The organism is Sphingomonas albertensis (assembly GCF_014358075.1).
Taxonomy (GTDB): domain Bacteria; phylum Pseudomonadota; class Alphaproteobacteria; order Sphingomonadales; family Sphingomonadaceae; genus Sphingomonas; species Sphingomonas albertensis.
Window position 1 is genome coordinate 1 of record NZ_JACONT010000035.1, and the last position, 15,309, is coordinate 15,309.

At 67.1% G+C, this 15,309-nt stretch carries 15 protein-coding genes and 1 riboswitch; of the genes, 9 read left to right on the forward strand and 6 right to left on the reverse strand.

The annotated features are described in order from the left end of the window. Positions 1–75: 75 nt before the first annotated feature. The 3 genes from H8S47_RS14475 to H8S47_RS14485 all read right to left on the reverse strand — a co-directional run bounded on the left by H8S47_RS14475 (position 76) and on the right by H8S47_RS14485 (position 3,077). A complete protein-coding gene (locus tag H8S47_RS14475; protein ID WP_187504537.1) occupies positions 76–1,461 on the reverse strand; it encodes a UdgX family uracil-DNA binding protein in 1,386 nt (461 codons plus the stop codon). A 127-nt stretch (positions 1,462–1,588) separates the two neighbouring features. After that, complete coding sequence (locus tag H8S47_RS14480) at positions 1,589–2,833, reverse strand: putative DNA modification/repair radical SAM protein (protein WP_187504538.1); 1,245 nt, start codon at positions 2,831–2,833, stop codon at positions 1,589–1,591. A gap of 67 nt (positions 2,834–2,900) precedes the next feature. Then, positions 2,901–3,077 carry a hypothetical protein gene (locus tag H8S47_RS14485; RefSeq protein WP_187504539.1) on the reverse strand — a complete coding sequence of 59 codons (177 nt, stop codon included), beginning with the start codon at positions 3,075–3,077 and terminating at the stop codon, positions 2,901–2,903. Between the two features lie 257 nt (positions 3,078–3,334). Here H8S47_RS14485 and H8S47_RS14490 point away from each other — a divergent pair, with 257 nt between their 5' ends. From H8S47_RS14490 to H8S47_RS14510, 5 genes are all read left to right on the forward strand, one after another. Further along, a complete protein-coding gene (locus H8S47_RS14490) occupies positions 3,335–5,143 on the forward strand; it encodes a DUF885 domain-containing protein (RefSeq protein WP_187504540.1) in 1,809 nt (602 codons plus the stop codon). 125 nt (positions 5,144–5,268) lie between these two features. After that, positions 5,269–5,742 carry a hypothetical protein gene (locus H8S47_RS14495; protein ID WP_235982926.1) on the forward strand — a complete coding sequence of 158 codons (474 nt, stop codon included), beginning with the start codon at positions 5,269–5,271 and terminating at the stop codon, positions 5,740–5,742. Between the two features lie 4 nt (positions 5,743–5,746). Beyond that, positions 5,747–6,067 carry an HPr-rel-A system PqqD family peptide chaperone gene (locus tag H8S47_RS14500; protein WP_328805556.1) on the forward strand — a complete coding sequence of 107 codons (321 nt, stop codon included), beginning with the start codon at positions 5,747–5,749 and terminating at the stop codon, positions 6,065–6,067. Beyond that, positions 6,064–6,924, forward strand: coding sequence for an HprK-related kinase A (locus tag H8S47_RS14505; RefSeq protein WP_187504542.1), 861 nt, complete (start codon positions 6,064–6,066; stop codon positions 6,922–6,924). Before H8S47_RS14500 ends, H8S47_RS14505 begins: the two co-directional genes overlap by 4 nt. Further along, positions 6,909–7,898 carry a nucleotidyltransferase domain-containing protein gene (locus tag H8S47_RS14510; protein WP_187504543.1) on the forward strand — a complete coding sequence of 330 codons (990 nt, stop codon included), beginning with the start codon at positions 6,909–6,911 and terminating at the stop codon, positions 7,896–7,898. Before H8S47_RS14505 ends, H8S47_RS14510 begins: the two co-directional genes overlap by 16 nt. Before the next feature lie 10 nt (positions 7,899–7,908). Here the strand turns inward: H8S47_RS14510 and H8S47_RS14515 are convergent, their stop codons facing one another. Together H8S47_RS14515 and H8S47_RS14520 are read right to left on the reverse strand one after the other, a co-directional pair. Continuing rightward, positions 7,909–8,268 carry a VanZ family protein gene (locus H8S47_RS14515; RefSeq protein ID WP_187504544.1) on the reverse strand — a complete coding sequence of 120 codons (360 nt, stop codon included), beginning with the start codon at positions 8,266–8,268 and terminating at the stop codon, positions 7,909–7,911. Then, positions 8,265–8,948 (reverse strand): HAD-IA family hydrolase, encoded by a 684-nt coding sequence (locus H8S47_RS14520; RefSeq protein WP_187504545.1) that lies wholly within the window; start codon positions 8,946–8,948, stop codon positions 8,265–8,267. The genes H8S47_RS14515 and H8S47_RS14520 overlap by 4 nt, the downstream gene beginning before the upstream one ends. A gap of 62 nt (positions 8,949–9,010) precedes the next feature. Here H8S47_RS14520 and glmU point away from each other — a divergent pair, with 62 nt between their 5' ends. From glmU to gcvH, 4 genes are all read left to right on the forward strand, one after another. Beyond that, complete coding sequence (gene glmU, locus H8S47_RS14525) at positions 9,011–10,444, forward strand: bifunctional UDP-N-acetylglucosamine diphosphorylase/glucosamine-1-phosphate N-acetyltransferase GlmU (RefSeq protein ID WP_187504546.1); 1,434 nt, start codon at positions 9,011–9,013, stop codon at positions 10,442–10,444. Positions 10,445–10,467: 23 nt separating this feature from the next. Then, entirely contained in the window at positions 10,468–12,291 is a 1,824-nt protein-coding gene (gene glmS, locus H8S47_RS14530) for a glutamine--fructose-6-phosphate transaminase (isomerizing) (RefSeq protein ID WP_187504547.1), read from the forward strand. A 253-nt stretch (positions 12,292–12,544) separates the two neighbouring features. Further along, positions 12,545–12,648: riboswitch (glycine riboswitch) on the forward strand. A 154-nt stretch (positions 12,649–12,802) separates the two neighbouring features. Continuing rightward, positions 12,803–14,050, forward strand: coding sequence for a glycine cleavage system aminomethyltransferase GcvT (gcvT, locus tag H8S47_RS14535; protein ID WP_187504548.1), 1,248 nt, complete (start codon positions 12,803–12,805; stop codon positions 14,048–14,050). A gap of 1 nt (position 14,051) precedes the next feature. Then, the gene (gene gcvH, locus H8S47_RS14540; RefSeq protein WP_187504549.1) at positions 14,052–14,423 is read left to right on the forward strand and encodes a glycine cleavage system protein GcvH; all 372 of its coding nucleotides are present in this window, start codon (positions 14,052–14,054) and stop codon (positions 14,421–14,423) included. A 219-nt stretch (positions 14,424–14,642) separates the two neighbouring features. Here gcvH and H8S47_RS14545 read toward each other — a convergent pair whose 3' ends face one another. Beyond that, complete coding sequence (locus H8S47_RS14545) at positions 14,643–15,266, reverse strand: DNA-3-methyladenine glycosylase family protein (protein WP_187504550.1); 624 nt, start codon at positions 15,264–15,266, stop codon at positions 14,643–14,645. Between the last annotated feature and the right edge of the window lie 43 nt (positions 15,267–15,309).

The following is a 15,309-nucleotide window of genomic DNA, read 5'->3' on the forward strand; positions in this document are numbered from 1 at the left end:
CTCACCACGAACGGTACGCCCGCGGTGAACCCCCTCCACCAGCTGCGCTGGTCCCCCTCCCCGTGCCGGGGAGGACTAGCCGATCCGCCCGCCTACCGCCCTCAAATCCTCGACGAACCGCGCATATTCCTCGGCAGCCTGAGCCGGGTCCGGCAACCGCAGCAGATAGCTCGGATGCACCGTGATCCAGGCCTCGCCGCCATCCTGCAACTGCAACGCCCGCCCACGCTCGCGTCCGATCGTCATCACCTTGCCGAACAACGACCGCGCCGCCGTCGCCCCCAGCGCCACCGTCACCTTCGGCTTGATCAGCATCTGCTCCTGCTCGATCCACCAGCGACACGCATCGATCTCGCCCGCACCCGGCTTCGCATGGATCCGCCGCTTGCCGCGCTGCTCGAACTTGAAGTGCTTGACCGCATTGGTGACGTACGCCCGCGACCGGTCGACGCCGGCTTCGGCCATAGCCTTGTCGAACATCTGGCCGGCGGGGCCTACGAACGGTCGCCCGGCAAGATCCTCCTGGTCGCCGGGCTGCTCGCCGACGAACATCAGCGGCGCATCGACCGGGCCCTCGCCGAACACGGTCTGCGTCGCCGGCTTGTAGAGCGGACACCGCGTGCACCCCGCCGCCTCGTCGCGCAAAGCCTCCCACGCGATCAGGCTGTTGCCACCGACCGTATCGCGCGCCTTCGCAATCATCCCGCTCTCCCGCGCCTGCGCTGCCGCCAGCAGACCCGGCACCAGCGCGGTCTCGGGCATGTTTTTCCAGTATTTCTTCGGCATCTCCTTCAGCATCGCGCCGATCTTCACGCGGGCCGGGTTGAAGATGCTGGCATAATAGGTCTTCCAGACCTCCTCGGTCGGGTCCCCGTCGGGCGCGTCCGCCTTGCTGGCGCCGGGGCCTTCGCTCAGCGCCTTGCCGTCCCAGTGGACCGAGACCTCGGGAGTCAAGATCGACCAGCGCATGCTGGCAAACCGGTTGACGAAGAACGCGGCGTTGGCGCGCACGATGTGATGATCGGGCTCGAACCACGCGACGAACCGCGTGCCGTCTTCTTCCTCGACCTCGCGGAAGCGCAGGAACGCGCGCATCTTGTGGATATCGCGGCGGACATCCTTGGCGATACGGTCGAGCCGGCGGACGAGCGGGTCGGCGCGGTCCTCGATCAGCTTGGGTTCACGGCGAAGGCGGAAGAGCAGCGTGTAGAGCAGTGCGAACCGCTCGGGATCGCTGCCGAGGATCGCGCTACGGGCGAGATCGAGGAACGCGCGCGGCACGGAGAACGCGCCCGGGGCCGGGGCAGGGGCTGGCTCGGCGACGGTCGCGAACAAGTCGGCCGGCTCGTCGCCGACCTGCCAGACCACGTCGTCGGGTGGCACGTCCTCGGCGATCAGTCCGCGCGCGGCATCACGCCAACCGTCGAAATCGTCCGGTTCGGAAAGCGTTACGACGCGCATATCTTCCCCCCTCCCTGGAAGGGAGGGGCTGGGGGTGGGTTGCTCTCGAGGGAATGCTGCGCCTGCCTCGGGCCGACCCACCCCCAACCCCTCCCTTTCAGGGAGGGGAGCAGATTGCGCGCAGTCCTCACGCGAACATTTCCATCTGTTTCGGCTTCGGCGCGACGATCGGCCGCAATTCCGCGCGATCCGCCAGCACCACCGGTCGCCAATCCTCGGCAATGATGAACGGCCGCAACTTGGCAACCGACACCGTCAACCGCGCCACGTCCGCCAGATGCAACCGTCGCCAACGCCGGCTCGTCAAAATGCCATTGACCGCCTTCACCCCCAGCCCTGGAACCCGCAACAGCATCTCGCGCGGCGCCCGGTTAACATCCACCGGAAAGCTCCCGCGAAACTTCAACGCCCAGGCGAGCTTCGGATCGATATCGAGCGGCAGCATGCCCGTCGCGTCGTCGGCAGCCGCCACCACCTCGTGCGGCTGGAACTCGTAGAACCGCATCAGCCAGTCCGACTGGTACAGCCGGTGCTCGCGCATCAGCGGTGGGCGTTGCAGCGGAAGGACCGCGCTCGCGTCGGGGATCGGGCTGAACGCCGAATAATACACGCGTCGCAGGCCGAAGCGGTCGTACAAGGTCGACGCCTTCCGCACGATGTCACCATCCGTCGCCGCGTCCGCGCCGACGATCATCTGAGTCGACTGGCCAGCTGGGGCAAAGCGCGGTGCGGACTTGTACTTCGCCTTCGCATCCTTGCCGTCGATGATCGACGCCTTCACCTCCGCCATCGCGGTCTCGATCCGCACCCCGTCCTTCTCGGGCGCGAGCCGCTTCAGCCCGTTCACCGTCGGCAGCTCGACGTTGATCGACACCCGATCCGCATACAGCCCGGCCTGATGGACCAGTTCGGGATCGGCATCGGGGATCGTCTTGAGGTGGATATACCCGCGGAAATGATGATCCTCGCGCAACGACCGCGCGACCTCGACCATCTGCTCCATCGTGTAGTTCGACGACGCGATGATCCCCGACGACAGGAACAGCCCCTCGATGTAATTGCGCTTGTAGAAGGCGATCGTCAGGTCGACGACCTCCTTCGCCGTGAACCTTGCGCGGCGGACGTTCGAGCTTTTGCGGTTGATGCAATAATGACAGTCAAATATGCAGCTGTTGGTCAGCAGGATCTTCAGTAGCGAAATGCAGCGACCGTCCGGCGCATAGGCATGGCAGATCCCCATCCCCTCGGTCGAGCCGAGCCCCTTGCCGTCCTTCGAATTGCGCTTGGTCGTACCCGACGACGCACACGACGCATCGTATTTGGCCGCATCGGCGAGAATCTCGAGCTTTTCACGGGTATCGAGCTGGGCCATCCGTTCGTCTTACGTTCCGCTATCGCAAGTGTCGATTGATCGACATCAACGATTCCCGTGATAGGCCTCAGTCGAAGACGTACCGGAACAGATCGACGAATCCGCCAAGGCTGACGGGCAGGAGCAGCAGCACCAGCGCGTAGAACAGCAGGATCCGGCTCAGCGCCTTCTCGTGCTTGAAGGCGGGCCGGCGTGGTGGCAGCTCTTCCCTGCGGGGCCAGTTATGGGTCTCGTCGAGGAACATCTCGGTCTCCAGGCGATCGTCCGCACCGCATGCCTCCAACCGAACGCGGTATCCACGACACCGGTGGCAAGCGGCAGCACATGATGCGAAACCTAACGATCATAGTGCGATACTACTACCACCCCGGCGAATAAATTCGGTCCGAGCGACCGGCAATCACGATATCGGCACGATCTCGGGCGCCCCAGCCGGGCGGAATGGATCGCCATGCGCGGCGCGAGACGATAGGCTCGGCAAAACTTGACCGGGGAGTAAGCATGCATCGTCGTAATTTTCTTGCGAGCGCAGCGGCGGCATCGGCCGTCGGAGTGCTGCCGGCCCAAGCCATCGCGGCAGCGGGGACTCGCGATACGGCGCTGAGGACGATGCTCGATCGGTTCTTCTACGCGCGGCTCGATGCGTCGCCCGAACAGGCGACCCGGCTCGGTCTCGACACCGGTGCCCGCGTTGCGCTGAAGGGGAAGCTCGACGACGAGTCCGCCACCGGAAAGGCCGACGATCTTGCGCGGGCCAAAGCGGAGCTGGCGGACTTGCGGGCGTTCGGCACCAGTGGGCTCTCGCCCGCCGCCGCACTCGACTACGAAGTCGTAGCCTATCAGCTGACCCGTGCCATCGCCGGTGCCGAGCGCTTCACCTATGGCGACAGCCTCGGCCGATTCGCGCCCTATGTCCTCAGCCAGCTGACCGGCCCCTATCGCGACGTACCCGACTTCCTCGAATCGCAGACGCGCGTGCGCGATGCCGCCGAGGCGGATGCGTATCTCGAACGGCTCGCGGCCCTTCCGAAGGCGATCGACGACAGCAGCGCCCGGCAACGCAGCGATGCCGCCCGCGGCGTCTTCGCCCCGGACTATATCCTCGACACGACCCTCAAACAGCTCGGCAGCGCGATGGAGCGGCCAGCGGACCAGACCGTGATGGTCGCGAGTTTCGCGGCCAAGCTGAAGGCGGCCAATCTCCCGGCGGACCGCGTGGCCAAGGCGACGGCGATCGTCCAGCGCGACGTCTTCCCCGCGCTGGAACGGCAACGCGCGCTCGTGGCGGAATTGCGGACGAAGGCGGTCCACGACGCCGGCTGCTGGCGGCTTCCCGACGGCGCCGCTTACTACGCCGCGGCCGCCGAGGCTGCGACGACGGTGGCGATGAGCGGCGACGAAATCCACCGTCTCGGCCTCGCCCAGGTTGCCGAGATCGGCGCGCGGATCGACACGATCCTGAAGGCGCAAGGGATGACCAAGGGCAGCGTCGGCGAGCGGCTGGTGGCGCTCAACCAGCGTCCCGATCAGCTCTATCCGAACACCGACGCCGGCCGGGATGCGTTGCTGGCGCATCTCAATCGCCAGATCGTCGCGATGCAAAAGCGACTGCCCGAAGCGTTCGCGACCCTGCCCAAGGCACCGGTCGAAGTGCGTCGCGTGCCGCCGACGATCCAGGCCGGTGCGCCCGGTGGCTATTACCAGAACGCCTCGCTCGATGGCTCGCGTCCGGCGATCTACTACATCAACCTGCGCGACACGTTCGACCGTCCGAAATTTGGGCTGGCGACCCTTACGCATCACGAGGCGGTGCCCGGTCATCATCTCCAGGTCGGCCTCGCGCTGGAAAGCACCGAAATTCCGCTGATCCGCCGTCGCGGGTTCTTCAGTGGGTATTCGGAGGGCTGGGCGCTCTATGCCGAGCAACTCGCCGACGAGATGGGCATGTACGAAGGCGATCCGCTGGGACAGGTCGGCTATCTCCAGTCGCTGCTGTTCCGCGCGACGCGTCTGGTGGTCGACAGCGGCATGCATGCGAAGCGCTGGACCCGCGAGCAGGCGACCGATTATCTGATCGCCACGACCGGGATCGCGCGCGGTCGCAGCCAGGGCGAGATCGATCGCTACACCGTCTGGCCGGGGCAGGCGTGCAGCTACAAGATCGGCCACACCGTCTGGAACCGCCTCCGTGCCGAGGCCCAGAAGCGCCCCGGTTTCGACCTGAAGCAGTTCCATGCGGTGCTGCTCAAGGGGGCGATGCCGCTCGCCATCCTGGAACGCGTCGTTCGACGCGAAGCCTCGGCAACGTAAAGGCGAGGTCAGGGTAGCGGCGCCAAGCGGATCGAATTGCGTGCCGTCCTGCTTCGGCACGGTCTGCCGCGCGATATTGTCAGCGCTTCAGGATTGTGAAAGGGCTGGGGTGTAGCAGGGGCAGCATGAGCGACGATACTCGATCCCATCACGATCTGGCCCATCACGATCCGGCCGATCACGATTCTGCCGCTCCGTCCGCGGACGGGGCGGGGGCCGGACCCGATCCCGTGCCGACCCGACGTCGCGTGCTGGCGCTGGGCGCGGTGACGGCCGGTGCGGTCGTGTCGATCCGGCCCGCGCTCGCCCAGACCGTCGGTTCGGTGCTGAACTGCCAGATCCCGGTTCCCGATCCAGGTCGTGCCGGTAGCTATATCGATGCGGACGGCAAGGTCGTGCCGGCGCGCACAAAGGGTGCGTTCCCGCCGTCGACCCGCCCGTTCAAGGGCGAAGAGGTCAAGCGCGCGATGGCCAATGGCAGCACGTTGCCCGGCGTCGATTCCGAGCGCAGCCGCGCCTATGTCAAATACATCCGCCGGTTGCAGCGCGGCCAGGGCGGCTTCACCTGCTTCGCATCGTTGCAGATGCCGCGCGGCTGAGGCCGTGCACGACAGCCTCTATCGCGCTCCGCCCGAGGGGGGGCTGCTGGTCGCTCCGCTCGACGAGTTTACCGCGGTCTATCACCGCGCGTCGGGGATCACCCACCTGCTGACGGAGCCGGCGCCGCAGATCCTGGCGATCCTGGGAGATGGGGCGCTGTCGCTCAACGCGCTGCTCGATCGTCTCGCGCGCGACTATGATCTCACGGACGGCGATCTCACGGACGGCGATCTCACCGACGGCGATCTCACCGACGGCACGCGCGAGGCTTTGGCGGCGCGGCTTGCGGAACTGGTGGAATCCGGATTGGTCGAGCGGGCATGAGACACGCCTTCGCCGTCCGCATCGGCCCGGTCGGCTTCCGGATCGGCTCGGACTGGCGCGCGCCGATCGCGCACCTCGAGACGCTGTACCGCGACTATCCCAAGCCGCTGGACGGCGTGCCGGATTTCACCGTCCGGCTGTTCGCGCGTCGGCTCTGGCGGCGTTTCCTCCGCCCCTCGGTCGAGATCGGTGGCGATTACATGCTGCCCGAAGCCGCACCGCTGCCGCTACGCCAGGGGCTGCTCGCCGCCGAGATGGCGATGAACCTGCAGATGGCGCTTGGCGCGCGACGATATCTGTTGCTGCATGCATCCGCGGTCGAGCGCGACGGGCGTGCACTGTTGATGACCGGTATTTCGGGGGCGGGGAAGTCTACGCTGGCCACGCTGCTCGCCGCGAAAGGCTGGCGGTTCATGGGGGACGAGTTCGCGTTGCTCGATCCGGCGAGCGGGCTGATCCATGCGTTCCCGCGGCTGATCAGCCTGAAGAACGAAGCGATCGCGGCAGCCGAAGCGGCGTGGCCGGATGCGCGGATGGGGCCGCTGATGCCGGCGACGCCGAAGGGCGATATCCGCCACATGGTCCCTGACGCGCGGGCGATCGCGGCGATGGACGTGCCGGCGCGCCCCGCGTTGCTGGTATTTCCGCGCTATGGTTTCGCGCCCGAGATCCGTTCGGTGCAGCCGGGCGAGGCCTTCGTGCGGATGACCCAGGCATCGACCAACTACGTCGCGCTCGGCGAAGCCGGTTTTCGCGCGCTGACCGGGTTGATCGGGGATGTGCCTTCGGTGGCGGTGGACTATCCCGATGGCGCGAGCGCAATCGAACAGGTCGAGGCTTTATGGGCGAGGATGTGACCGACGCCCGCGTGCTGGCGCGTGCGCTCGCCGATCCGGCCAGCGTCGTCGGGCTCGATCCGGACGGCTGGACCACGCTGTTGGCAATGGCGCGGGCAGAGCAGCTGATCGGTACGCTGGCGATCCGGCTCGATGGCTTGCCGATGCCGGCCGCGGTCAAGGCGATCCTCGCCGATGCGCGCGCCGCCGCCGAACAGGGCCGCCGGGCGGCACTTTGGGAAGCGGAAATGGCACGCCGGGCGCTCGCTGCGATCGATTGCCCGGTCGTGCTGCTGAAGGGGACCGCGTTCGTCGCCGGGGGACTGTCGGCAGGGCAGGGGCGGTCGATCGGCGACCTCGATATCCTCGTGCCGCGCGCGTCGCTCGACGCGGTCGAGTCGGCGCTGCTCGCGGCCGGCTGGGAATGGGTGAAGCCCGACCCGTATGACGACGCCTATTATCGGCGTTGGATGCACGAGCTGCCGCCGCTGATCCACCGCGAGCGCGACCGGATGATCGACGTGCATCACACCATATTGCCGCTGACCGCACGGATCACGCCCGACGCGGACGCGCTGGTCGAGGATAGCGTGCCGCTCGCGAATGGGCTGCGGATCCTGTCGCCGAACGGGATGATCGTCCACGCCGCCGCGCATCTGTTCGCGGACGGCGACCTCGCGGGGGGAATGCGCAACCTGTGGGATATCCGCTGCCTGGTCGAGGAGTTCGGCACCGACGGTCTCGACGCGGAAGCGCGCCGGCATGGCCTGCGCGACGAGGTGGCGCGCTCGCTACGGCTGGTCGACGCGCTGTTCGGTGTGACCAGGGCCCGCGGCGTCGATCGCCTCTACGTTCGCCGGATCGCTGCTCGGGACGGCTGGGGCAGGCCGACCCGACCGATCACGCGCCTGGCCTTTTACGTCCGCTCGCACTGGCTGCGGATGCCGCCGGCGATGCTTGCGCGGCACCTGTGGATCAAGTTCCGCAAGGCTTAGCGCTCCAGGTTTACGGCAACCGCGCACCACGCTGACGTCGCACCGACCAGACGATCAGCAGCACGACCGTGATCGCCAGCGTATCCGCGATCCAGTCGCGGATGTCGCAATCGCGGTGCAGCGACGGGATCGACTGAGCCACCTCGATCAACGCGCCGAGAAACGAGAAGCGCTCGCCGATCCGGGACAGCTTGGCAGTCGGATAGGCAAGCGCCGCGAGCAGCGACATCGTTGCGAAGGCGAGCATGTGCTGGAACTTGTCGCCGAACTGGTCGGTCGGCATGTGCGGAGGCTTTGGCAGCAACGCCATCGTCACCGCGAATACCACCGCCGCGACCAGCGCGAGGCGAAGAAACCCTGTGCGGTTCATGCGCCGAGCCTTTCGAGCGTCGGCAGCAACTCGGCATAGCCGTCCATCACCGCGTCGGCGCCGAGCTCTGCGACCGGCTGCATCAGGAAGCCGAAGCTGCACGCGATCGTCGGTAGCCCCGCCGCCTGTCCCGCCTGGATGTCGAAAACGGAGTCGCCGACGAACGCGGCGCGTCCACCGCCGCCCCCACGTTCCCGACAAAGCCTGACCATCTCGTGGATCGGCATCGGCGATGGCTTGGACTCGGCCAGCGTATCGCCGCCGAGGATGCACGCGAACCGATCGGTCAGGTCCAGCTCGGCCAATACGGTCCGCGCAAACCGTTCGATCTTGTTGGTGACGATGCCGAGCGTCACGCCCTTCGCCGCCAACGCATCCAGTGCCTCGATCGCACCGGGATAGGGCTTGGTCAGCACGCAGATGTTCGCCTCGTAATAGGCGAGCAGCGTGGCGTGCAATGTGTCGAGCATCGCTTCGTCATAGCCGCCGGTGGCGGTCAGGCCCTGCTTGAGCATGTGCCGCGCGCCGCCGCCGATCATCGGCTTGACCTCATCGACGCTCAAATGGGGGCGCCCGACCGAAGTCAGCGCATGGTTGACCGCGGCGGCAAGGTCGCCGCTGGTATCGAGAAGCGTGCCGTCGAGGTCGAACCCGACGATATCGAAAGAAAAATGCGTCATTACGGTGATGCCTGCCAGCGGCGCTATGGAATTGGCAAGGCTTTCGTGGCAGCGATCCTCCCATGACGACGCATTCCAACGACCAACCGTTTCCGGCGCATTCCCCCGTACACCCGCCCGAAGACCCGGCCGTACGCTCTATCGCGGTCGTGATCCTCGCGGCCGGCAAGGGCACGCGGATGAAATCGGACCTCCACAAGGTGCTTCACCCGATCGCCGGGCGGCCGATGCTGCTGCATCTGATCGCGAGTGCGGCGGCGTTGCACCCTGCGAAGACGGTCGTCGTGACGGGAGCGGGGCGCGAACAGGTCGAGGCTGCGGTCGCGCCGCTCGGCATCTCCACCGCGTTGCAGGCCGAGCAACTCGGCACCGGCCATGCGGTCGCGCAGGCGCGTGGGGCGCTGGCGGGGTTCGAGGGCGCCGGGTTCGAGGGTGACGTGCTGATCCTCTACGGCGACGTGCCGCTGGTCACCACCGCGACGATGCAGCGGATGATCGACCGGCTGCACGCCGACGATACGCCCGCGGTCGTCGTGCTCGGCTTCCGCCCGGCAGATCCCGGCGCATACGGCCGCGTCATCGCCGACGCTGCGGGCCGGATGGACCGGATCGTCGAGTATAAGGACGCGTCGAAGGCGGAACGCGCGGTGACGCTGTGCAACTCCGGGCTGATGGCGGTGCGCGCGACCGACCTGTTCGCGCTGCTCGACCGGCTCGGCAACGACAATGCGGCGGGCGAATATTACCTGACCGATATCGTCGGACTGGCAGGCGCGGCCGGGCGGTCGGCCGCGGTGATCGAGACCGGCGCGGACGAGGTGGCCGGCGTCAACAGCCGCGGCGAACTGGCCGGCGTCGAGGCAGCCTGGCAGGCGGAACGTCGCGCGCGAGCGATGGCCGACGGCGCGACGCTGATCGCGCCCGATACGGTCTGGTTCGCGCACGACACGGTGCTGGGTCGCGACGTGGTGATCGAACCCAACGTCGTGTTCGGCCCCGGTGCGCGCGTCGAGGACGGCGCGACGATCCACGCGTTCAGCCATGTCGAGGGCGCGAGCGTGGGCAAGGGCGCGAACGTCGGGCCTTTCGCGCGCCTCCGCCCCGGCGCGGACCTGCGCGCGGACGCCAAGGTCGGCAACTTCGTCGAGGTTAAGAAAGCCGTGATCGGCGAGGGCGCGAAGGTCAGCCACCTGACCTATATCGGGGACGCGGATATCGGCGCGGGCGCGAACATCGGCGCGGGCACGATCACCTGCAACTACGACGGCTATTTCAAATACCGCACGGTCGTCGGCGAGGGCGCGTTCATCGGCTCGAACTCGGCGCTGGTCGCCCCCGTCAATATCGGCGCCGGCGCGATCGTCGCCGCCGGATCGGTCGTGACGCAGGATGTCGAGGCCGACGCGCTTGCGCTGGTCCGCCCGCCGCAGATCGCCAAGCCCGGCTGGGCCGCACGGTTCCGTGAGAAGATGATAGCCCGCAAGGCCGCCCGATAAGCGCGATTCTGGAGTAAGATCGAATGTGTGGCATCGTTGGAATTCTGAGCGGCGAAGACGTTGCCGACCGCTTGCTCGACGGCCTGAAGCGGCTCGAATATCGCGGGTATGATTCGGCGGGGATCGCCACCGACCATGACGGCGCGATCGAGCGGCGGCGTGCGTCGGGCAAGCTGGTCAATCTCGCGAACGAACTCGCCGCGCATCCGCTGCCCGGCAAGACCGGGATCGCGCATACCCGCTGGGCGACGCATGGCGGCCCGACCACCAACAACGCGCATCCGCACGCGACCGGCGAGGTCGCGGTGGTCCACAACGGCATCATCGAGAACTTTAAGCCGCTGCGCGACGAACTGATCGCGCGTGGCCGGACGTTCACCAGCGAGACCGACACCGAAGTCGTCGCGCATCTCGTCAGCGAGAAGATCGAGGCGGGGATGGATCCGGTCTCCGCCGTCCGCGACGTGCTGCCGCGGCTGCACGGTGCGTTCGCGCTCGCGATCCTGTTCCGCCAGCATCCCGACCTGCTGATCGGTGCGCGGCTTGGTTCGCCACTCGTGGTCGGGCACGGCGACGGCGAGATGTACCTCGGCTCCGATGCGCTCGCGCTCGCGCCGTTGACGCAGCGGATCGCGTATCTCGACGAGGGCGACTGGGTCGTGCTGACCCGCGACGGCGCGCAGGTCTATGACCGCGAGAACACTCCCGTCGAGCGCGCGATCACGCTGTCCGGGATCACCGGCGAGGTGATCTCGAAGGGCAACCACAAGCATTACATGCTCAAGGAGATCTACGAGCAGCCGATCGTCGTCGCGCAGACGCTCCGCTCGTACCTCAAGCGGATGGAGGGCGAGGTCTCGCTGCCGATCCCAGAGTTCGACCTGTCCACGATCAAGCGCGTGACCATCGTCGCATGCGGGACGAGCTTCTACGCCGGCATGGTTGCCAAATACTGGTTCGAGCAGTTCGCACGCGTCCCCGTCGACCTCGATGTCGCGTCCGAATTTCGCTACCGCGCGCCGGTGATGGAGGACGGCGGCCTCGCGCTCTTCATCTCGCAGTCGGGCGAGACCGCGGACACGCTCGCTGCACTCCGCCATGCCAAGGCCGAGGGGCAGAAGATCGCGGTCGTCGTCAACGTGCCCACCAGCTCAATGGCGCGCGAGGCGGACTTGCTGCTGCCGACGCACGCCGGCCCGGAGATCGGCGTGGCCTCGACCAAGGCGTTCACCTGCCAGCTCGCGGTGCTCGCCGCGCTCGCCGCGAATCTTGCGCGCGCGAAGGGGCTGCTCTCTAAGGAGCAGGAGCGCGAGATCGTCCGGCATCTGTCGGAGGCGCCCGCCGCGCTCAACGGCGCGCTGGCGTATGACGAAGCGATCGAGGCGATGGCGCACAACATCGCCGGCGCGCGCGACGTGCTGTATCTCGGCCGCGGGACCGATTATCCGCTGGCGCTCGAGGGCGCGTTGAAGCTGAAGGAAATCAGCTACATCCACGCCGAGGGCTATGCCGCCGGCGAGATGAAGCACGGCCCGATCGCACTGATTGACGAGCATGTCCCGGTCATCGTCATCGCGCCGTCGGGGCCGCTGTTCGACAAGACCGTGAGCAACATGCAGGAAGTCATGGCGCGCGGCGGCAAGGTCGTTCTGATCTCGGATTACGACGGTATCCAGGCCGCCGGCGAAGGCTGCATGGCGACGATCACCATGCCCAAAGTCCACCCACTGATCGCGCCTTTGGTGTACGCGGTACCGGTGCAGTTGCTCGCGTATCATGTGGCGGTACTGAAGGGCACGGACGTCGACCAGCCGCGGAATTTGGCGAAGAGCGTCACCGTCGAATAATTCGCGGCATGGTTAGGGTTGGTACACCCAACCCCAGACACCACCCCGGCGAAGGCCGGGGCCCAATTGGGGGACGGAGGTAACTGAGGCGCGCTCCTCCGTTACAGCGACCTTTCCAATTGGGCCCCGGCCTTCGCCGGGGTGGTGCTAGTGGCGGGGTATCCACCGATTTCTTTTCGCCGCGCCCATCCCTAGATTGACTATAATTGTGCGCCGCGTCACAACTCGCGGCGTCGATGTCGGGCAACCGGCATGGCACCGCGCGGGAGAGCGTTTCCGGTCCTTTGAGGGCTGATGGAACCGCCGAAGGAGCAACCACCCCGGAATCTCTCAGGCACCAGAGACCGCGCAGGAGCAATCGACACTCTGGAAAGCGTCCTGGCGTAAGTCGAGGGCCACCGAAGGGGTAAGCGCTGGACAAGTCCGGCGCGAAAGCTCTCAGGTCCCGTGACAGAGGGGGTTCGGATCGTTGCACCCATTGGTGCCGCGCGCCCCTTCGACGGAGACGACCATGAGCGACCCAGAACTGCGCGATTACGCCAGCATCATCGATCAGGCCGACGATTACGTCGAGCCCGAGATCCTGCCATTGCCGCTCGACGCATGGCACCGGGCGCACGGCGCGCGGATGGTCGAGTTCGCTGGCTACGAGATGCCGATCCAGTATGAAGGCATCATGGCCGAACACGCCTGGACGCGCGACTCGGCCGGGCTGTTCGACGTCAGTCACATGGGCCAGCTCGTCTTCTCGGGCGAAGGCGTCGCGCATGCGCTCGAAACCGTACTGCCAGGCGATATCGCAGGGCTCGGTGAGGGCAAGATGCGCTATTCGCTGCTGCTCGCACAGGACGGCGGTATCCTCGACGACCTGATGGCCACGCGCCTCCCCGACGATCAGCCGTCGCCGTTCTCCGCGCAGGACGTCGAGCCAGAAGCGTACGACCCGCTGCACCCGTCGCCGACCGCGAGCGGCAGCTTCTACGTCGTCGTCAACGGCGCGACCAAGTATGACGACATCAGCTATCTGATCGAGCAGCTGCCCGACGACGTCACGATCAACATCCTCGAAGACCAGGCGCTGCTCGCGGTGCAGGGTCCGAAAGCGGTCGAGGCGGTCGCGCGGATCGTCCCCGGCGTCGACGGCCTCGTATTCATGACCGCCGGCGCGTTCCACTGGAACGAGGTGCCGCTCTGGATCAGCCGCTCGGGTTACACCGGCGAGGATGGCGTCGAGATTTCGCTTCCCGCCGAGCATGCCGTCGCCTTTGCCGATGCATTGCTCGCACTCCCCGAGATCAAGCCGATCGGCCTTGGCGCACGCGATTCGCTGCGTCTCGAAGCCGGCCTGCCGCTCTACGGTCACGATCTCGATCCCGAGATCACGCCGGTCATGGCCGACCTCGGTTTCGCGCTGTCGAAGCGCCGCCGCGAAGCCGCCGATTTTCCCGGTGCCGAGCGTATCCTCACCCAGCGCGAGCATGGCCCCGCCGCCAAGCGCGTCGGCCTGATCGTCGAGGGCCGCCAGCCCGCGCGCGAAGGCGCCGAGGTGATCGACGACACCGGTGCGACGATCGGCCGCCTCACGAGCGGAGGCTTCGCGCCGACGCTCGGGAAGCCGATCGCGATGGCCTATGTGCCGCTCGCGCTCGCCGCCCCCGGCACCCGCATCGAAATCGCGCAACGCGGCAAGGTCCACACCGCCACCGTCACCGCGATGCCCTTCATTCCCCACCGCTACGTCCGCGCAGGAGCCAAGTGATATGAGCCGTTTTTTCACGCAGGATCACGAATGGGTCGATGTCGACGGCGACGTTGGCACCGTCGGCATCTCCGAATACGCGCAGAGCCAGCTCGGCGACGTCGTGTTCGTCGACGTTCCCGAAGCCGGCAAGACGCTGAGCAAGGGCGACGAAGCCGCGGTCGTCGAGTCGGTCAAGGCTGCGTCGGACGTGTACTCCCCGGTTTCGGGCACCGTTACCGAGGGCAACGCGGCTTTGACTGACGACTCCAGCCTAGTGAACTCGGACGCGGAAGCGGCGGGTTGGTTCTTCAAGCTGACGCTCAGCGACCCGAGCGAACTCGACAGCCTGATGGACGAAGCCGCCTACGCGACGTTCGTCGAAGGGCTGTAATTCCTAGAACCCCCTCCCGCTAGCGGGAGGGGGCAGGGGGTGGGCACGCGCTCTCCTCCAGACGTTCCGCCCGCAACAGGTCGGGCGCCCCCCCCCCCCCCCCCCCCCCCCCCGGCGGGGGGGGGGGGGGGGCCCCCCGGCCCGATCGAGCCACCCCCGTCCGTTCATGCGGACGCCGACCCACCCCCGCCCCTCCCTTCCAGGGAGGGGAGAAGGCGGTCAGATCACCTTCATGTCCGCCTGGTAATGATGCCATGCGAAGATCGCAGCGGCGCCGCGGTGCGGGCGCCAGGCTTCCGCCACTTCGCGGGTCAGTTTCTCGCTCGGGCGCGTCTCGTGGCCCAGGATCCGCCCGACCTCGATCTGGATCGCGAGATCGCCCGCCGGCCAGATGTCGGTGCGCCCTTCCGCAAACAACAGGTAGATCTCCGCCGACCAGCGGCCGATTCCCTTCACGCGAACCAGTGCGGCAATCGCCTCCTCGTCGTTTTCGGGCAGGTTGGTCAGGTCGAGCCGACCGCTCGTCACCTCGTCGGCAAGGCTGCGGGCATAGCCAAGCTTCTGCCGCGAGAGACCTGCGCTGCGTAGCACCTCGTCGCTGGCGGCGGCGATCTTCGCCGGGTCGCCTGCGCCGCCGACGACCGTGTCGAGCTTGGTCCAGACCGCCTGCGCCGAGGCGACGCTGACCTGTTGGCCGACGATCGTCCGCAGCAGCGTCGCGAAGCCGCGCTCGCTGATCCGCGGCGCGGGATGGCCGGCATTGCCGACCGCGACCGCAAACGCCGGCTCGATCGCGCACAGGGCCGCCATCGCGGTGTCGAGTTGGTCTGCGCTCAGCCCCATGTCGGGCGCCAAGACGCTTGATCGCGCGCGGCGGTAACGCCAT

Coding starts and splice junctions, on each gene's coding strand:
- H8S47_RS14475 (WP_187504537.1), bottom strand. CDS start 1,461: ATGCGCGTCGTAACGCTTTCCGAACCGGACGATTTCGACGGTTGGCGT.
- H8S47_RS14480 (WP_187504538.1), bottom strand. CDS start 2,833: ATGGCCCAGCTCGATACCCGTGAAAAGCTCGAGATTCTCGCCGATGCG.
- H8S47_RS14485 (WP_187504539.1), bottom strand. CDS start 3,077: ATGTTCCTCGACGAGACCCATAACTGGCCCCGCAGGGAAGAGCTGCCA.
- H8S47_RS14490 (WP_187504540.1), top strand. CDS start 3,335: ATGCATCGTCGTAATTTTCTTGCGAGCGCAGCGGCGGCATCGGCCGTC.
- H8S47_RS14495 (WP_235982926.1), top strand. CDS start 5,269: ATGAGCGACGATACTCGATCCCATCACGATCTGGCCCATCACGATCCG.
- H8S47_RS14505 (WP_187504542.1), top strand. CDS start 6,064: ATGAGACACGCCTTCGCCGTCCGCATCGGCCCGGTCGGCTTCCGGATC.
- H8S47_RS14510 (WP_187504543.1), top strand. CDS start 6,909: ATGGGCGAGGATGTGACCGACGCCCGCGTGCTGGCGCGTGCGCTCGCC.
- H8S47_RS14515 (WP_187504544.1), bottom strand. CDS start 8,268: ATGAACCGCACAGGGTTTCTTCGCCTCGCGCTGGTCGCGGCGGTGGTA.
- H8S47_RS14520 (WP_187504545.1), bottom strand. CDS start 8,948: ATGACGCATTTTTCTTTCGATATCGTCGGGTTCGACCTCGACGGCACG.
- glmU (WP_187504546.1), top strand. CDS start 9,011: ATGACGACGCATTCCAACGACCAACCGTTTCCGGCGCATTCCCCCGTA.
- glmS (WP_187504547.1), top strand. CDS start 10,468: ATGTGTGGCATCGTTGGAATTCTGAGCGGCGAAGACGTTGCCGACCGC.
- gcvT (WP_187504548.1), top strand. CDS start 12,803: ATGAGCGACCCAGAACTGCGCGATTACGCCAGCATCATCGATCAGGCC.
- gcvH (WP_187504549.1), top strand. CDS start 14,052: ATGAGCCGTTTTTTCACGCAGGATCACGAATGGGTCGATGTCGACGGC.
- H8S47_RS14545 (WP_187504550.1), bottom strand. CDS start 15,266: ATGGGGCTGAGCGCAGACCAACTCGACACCGCGATGGCGGCCCTGTGC.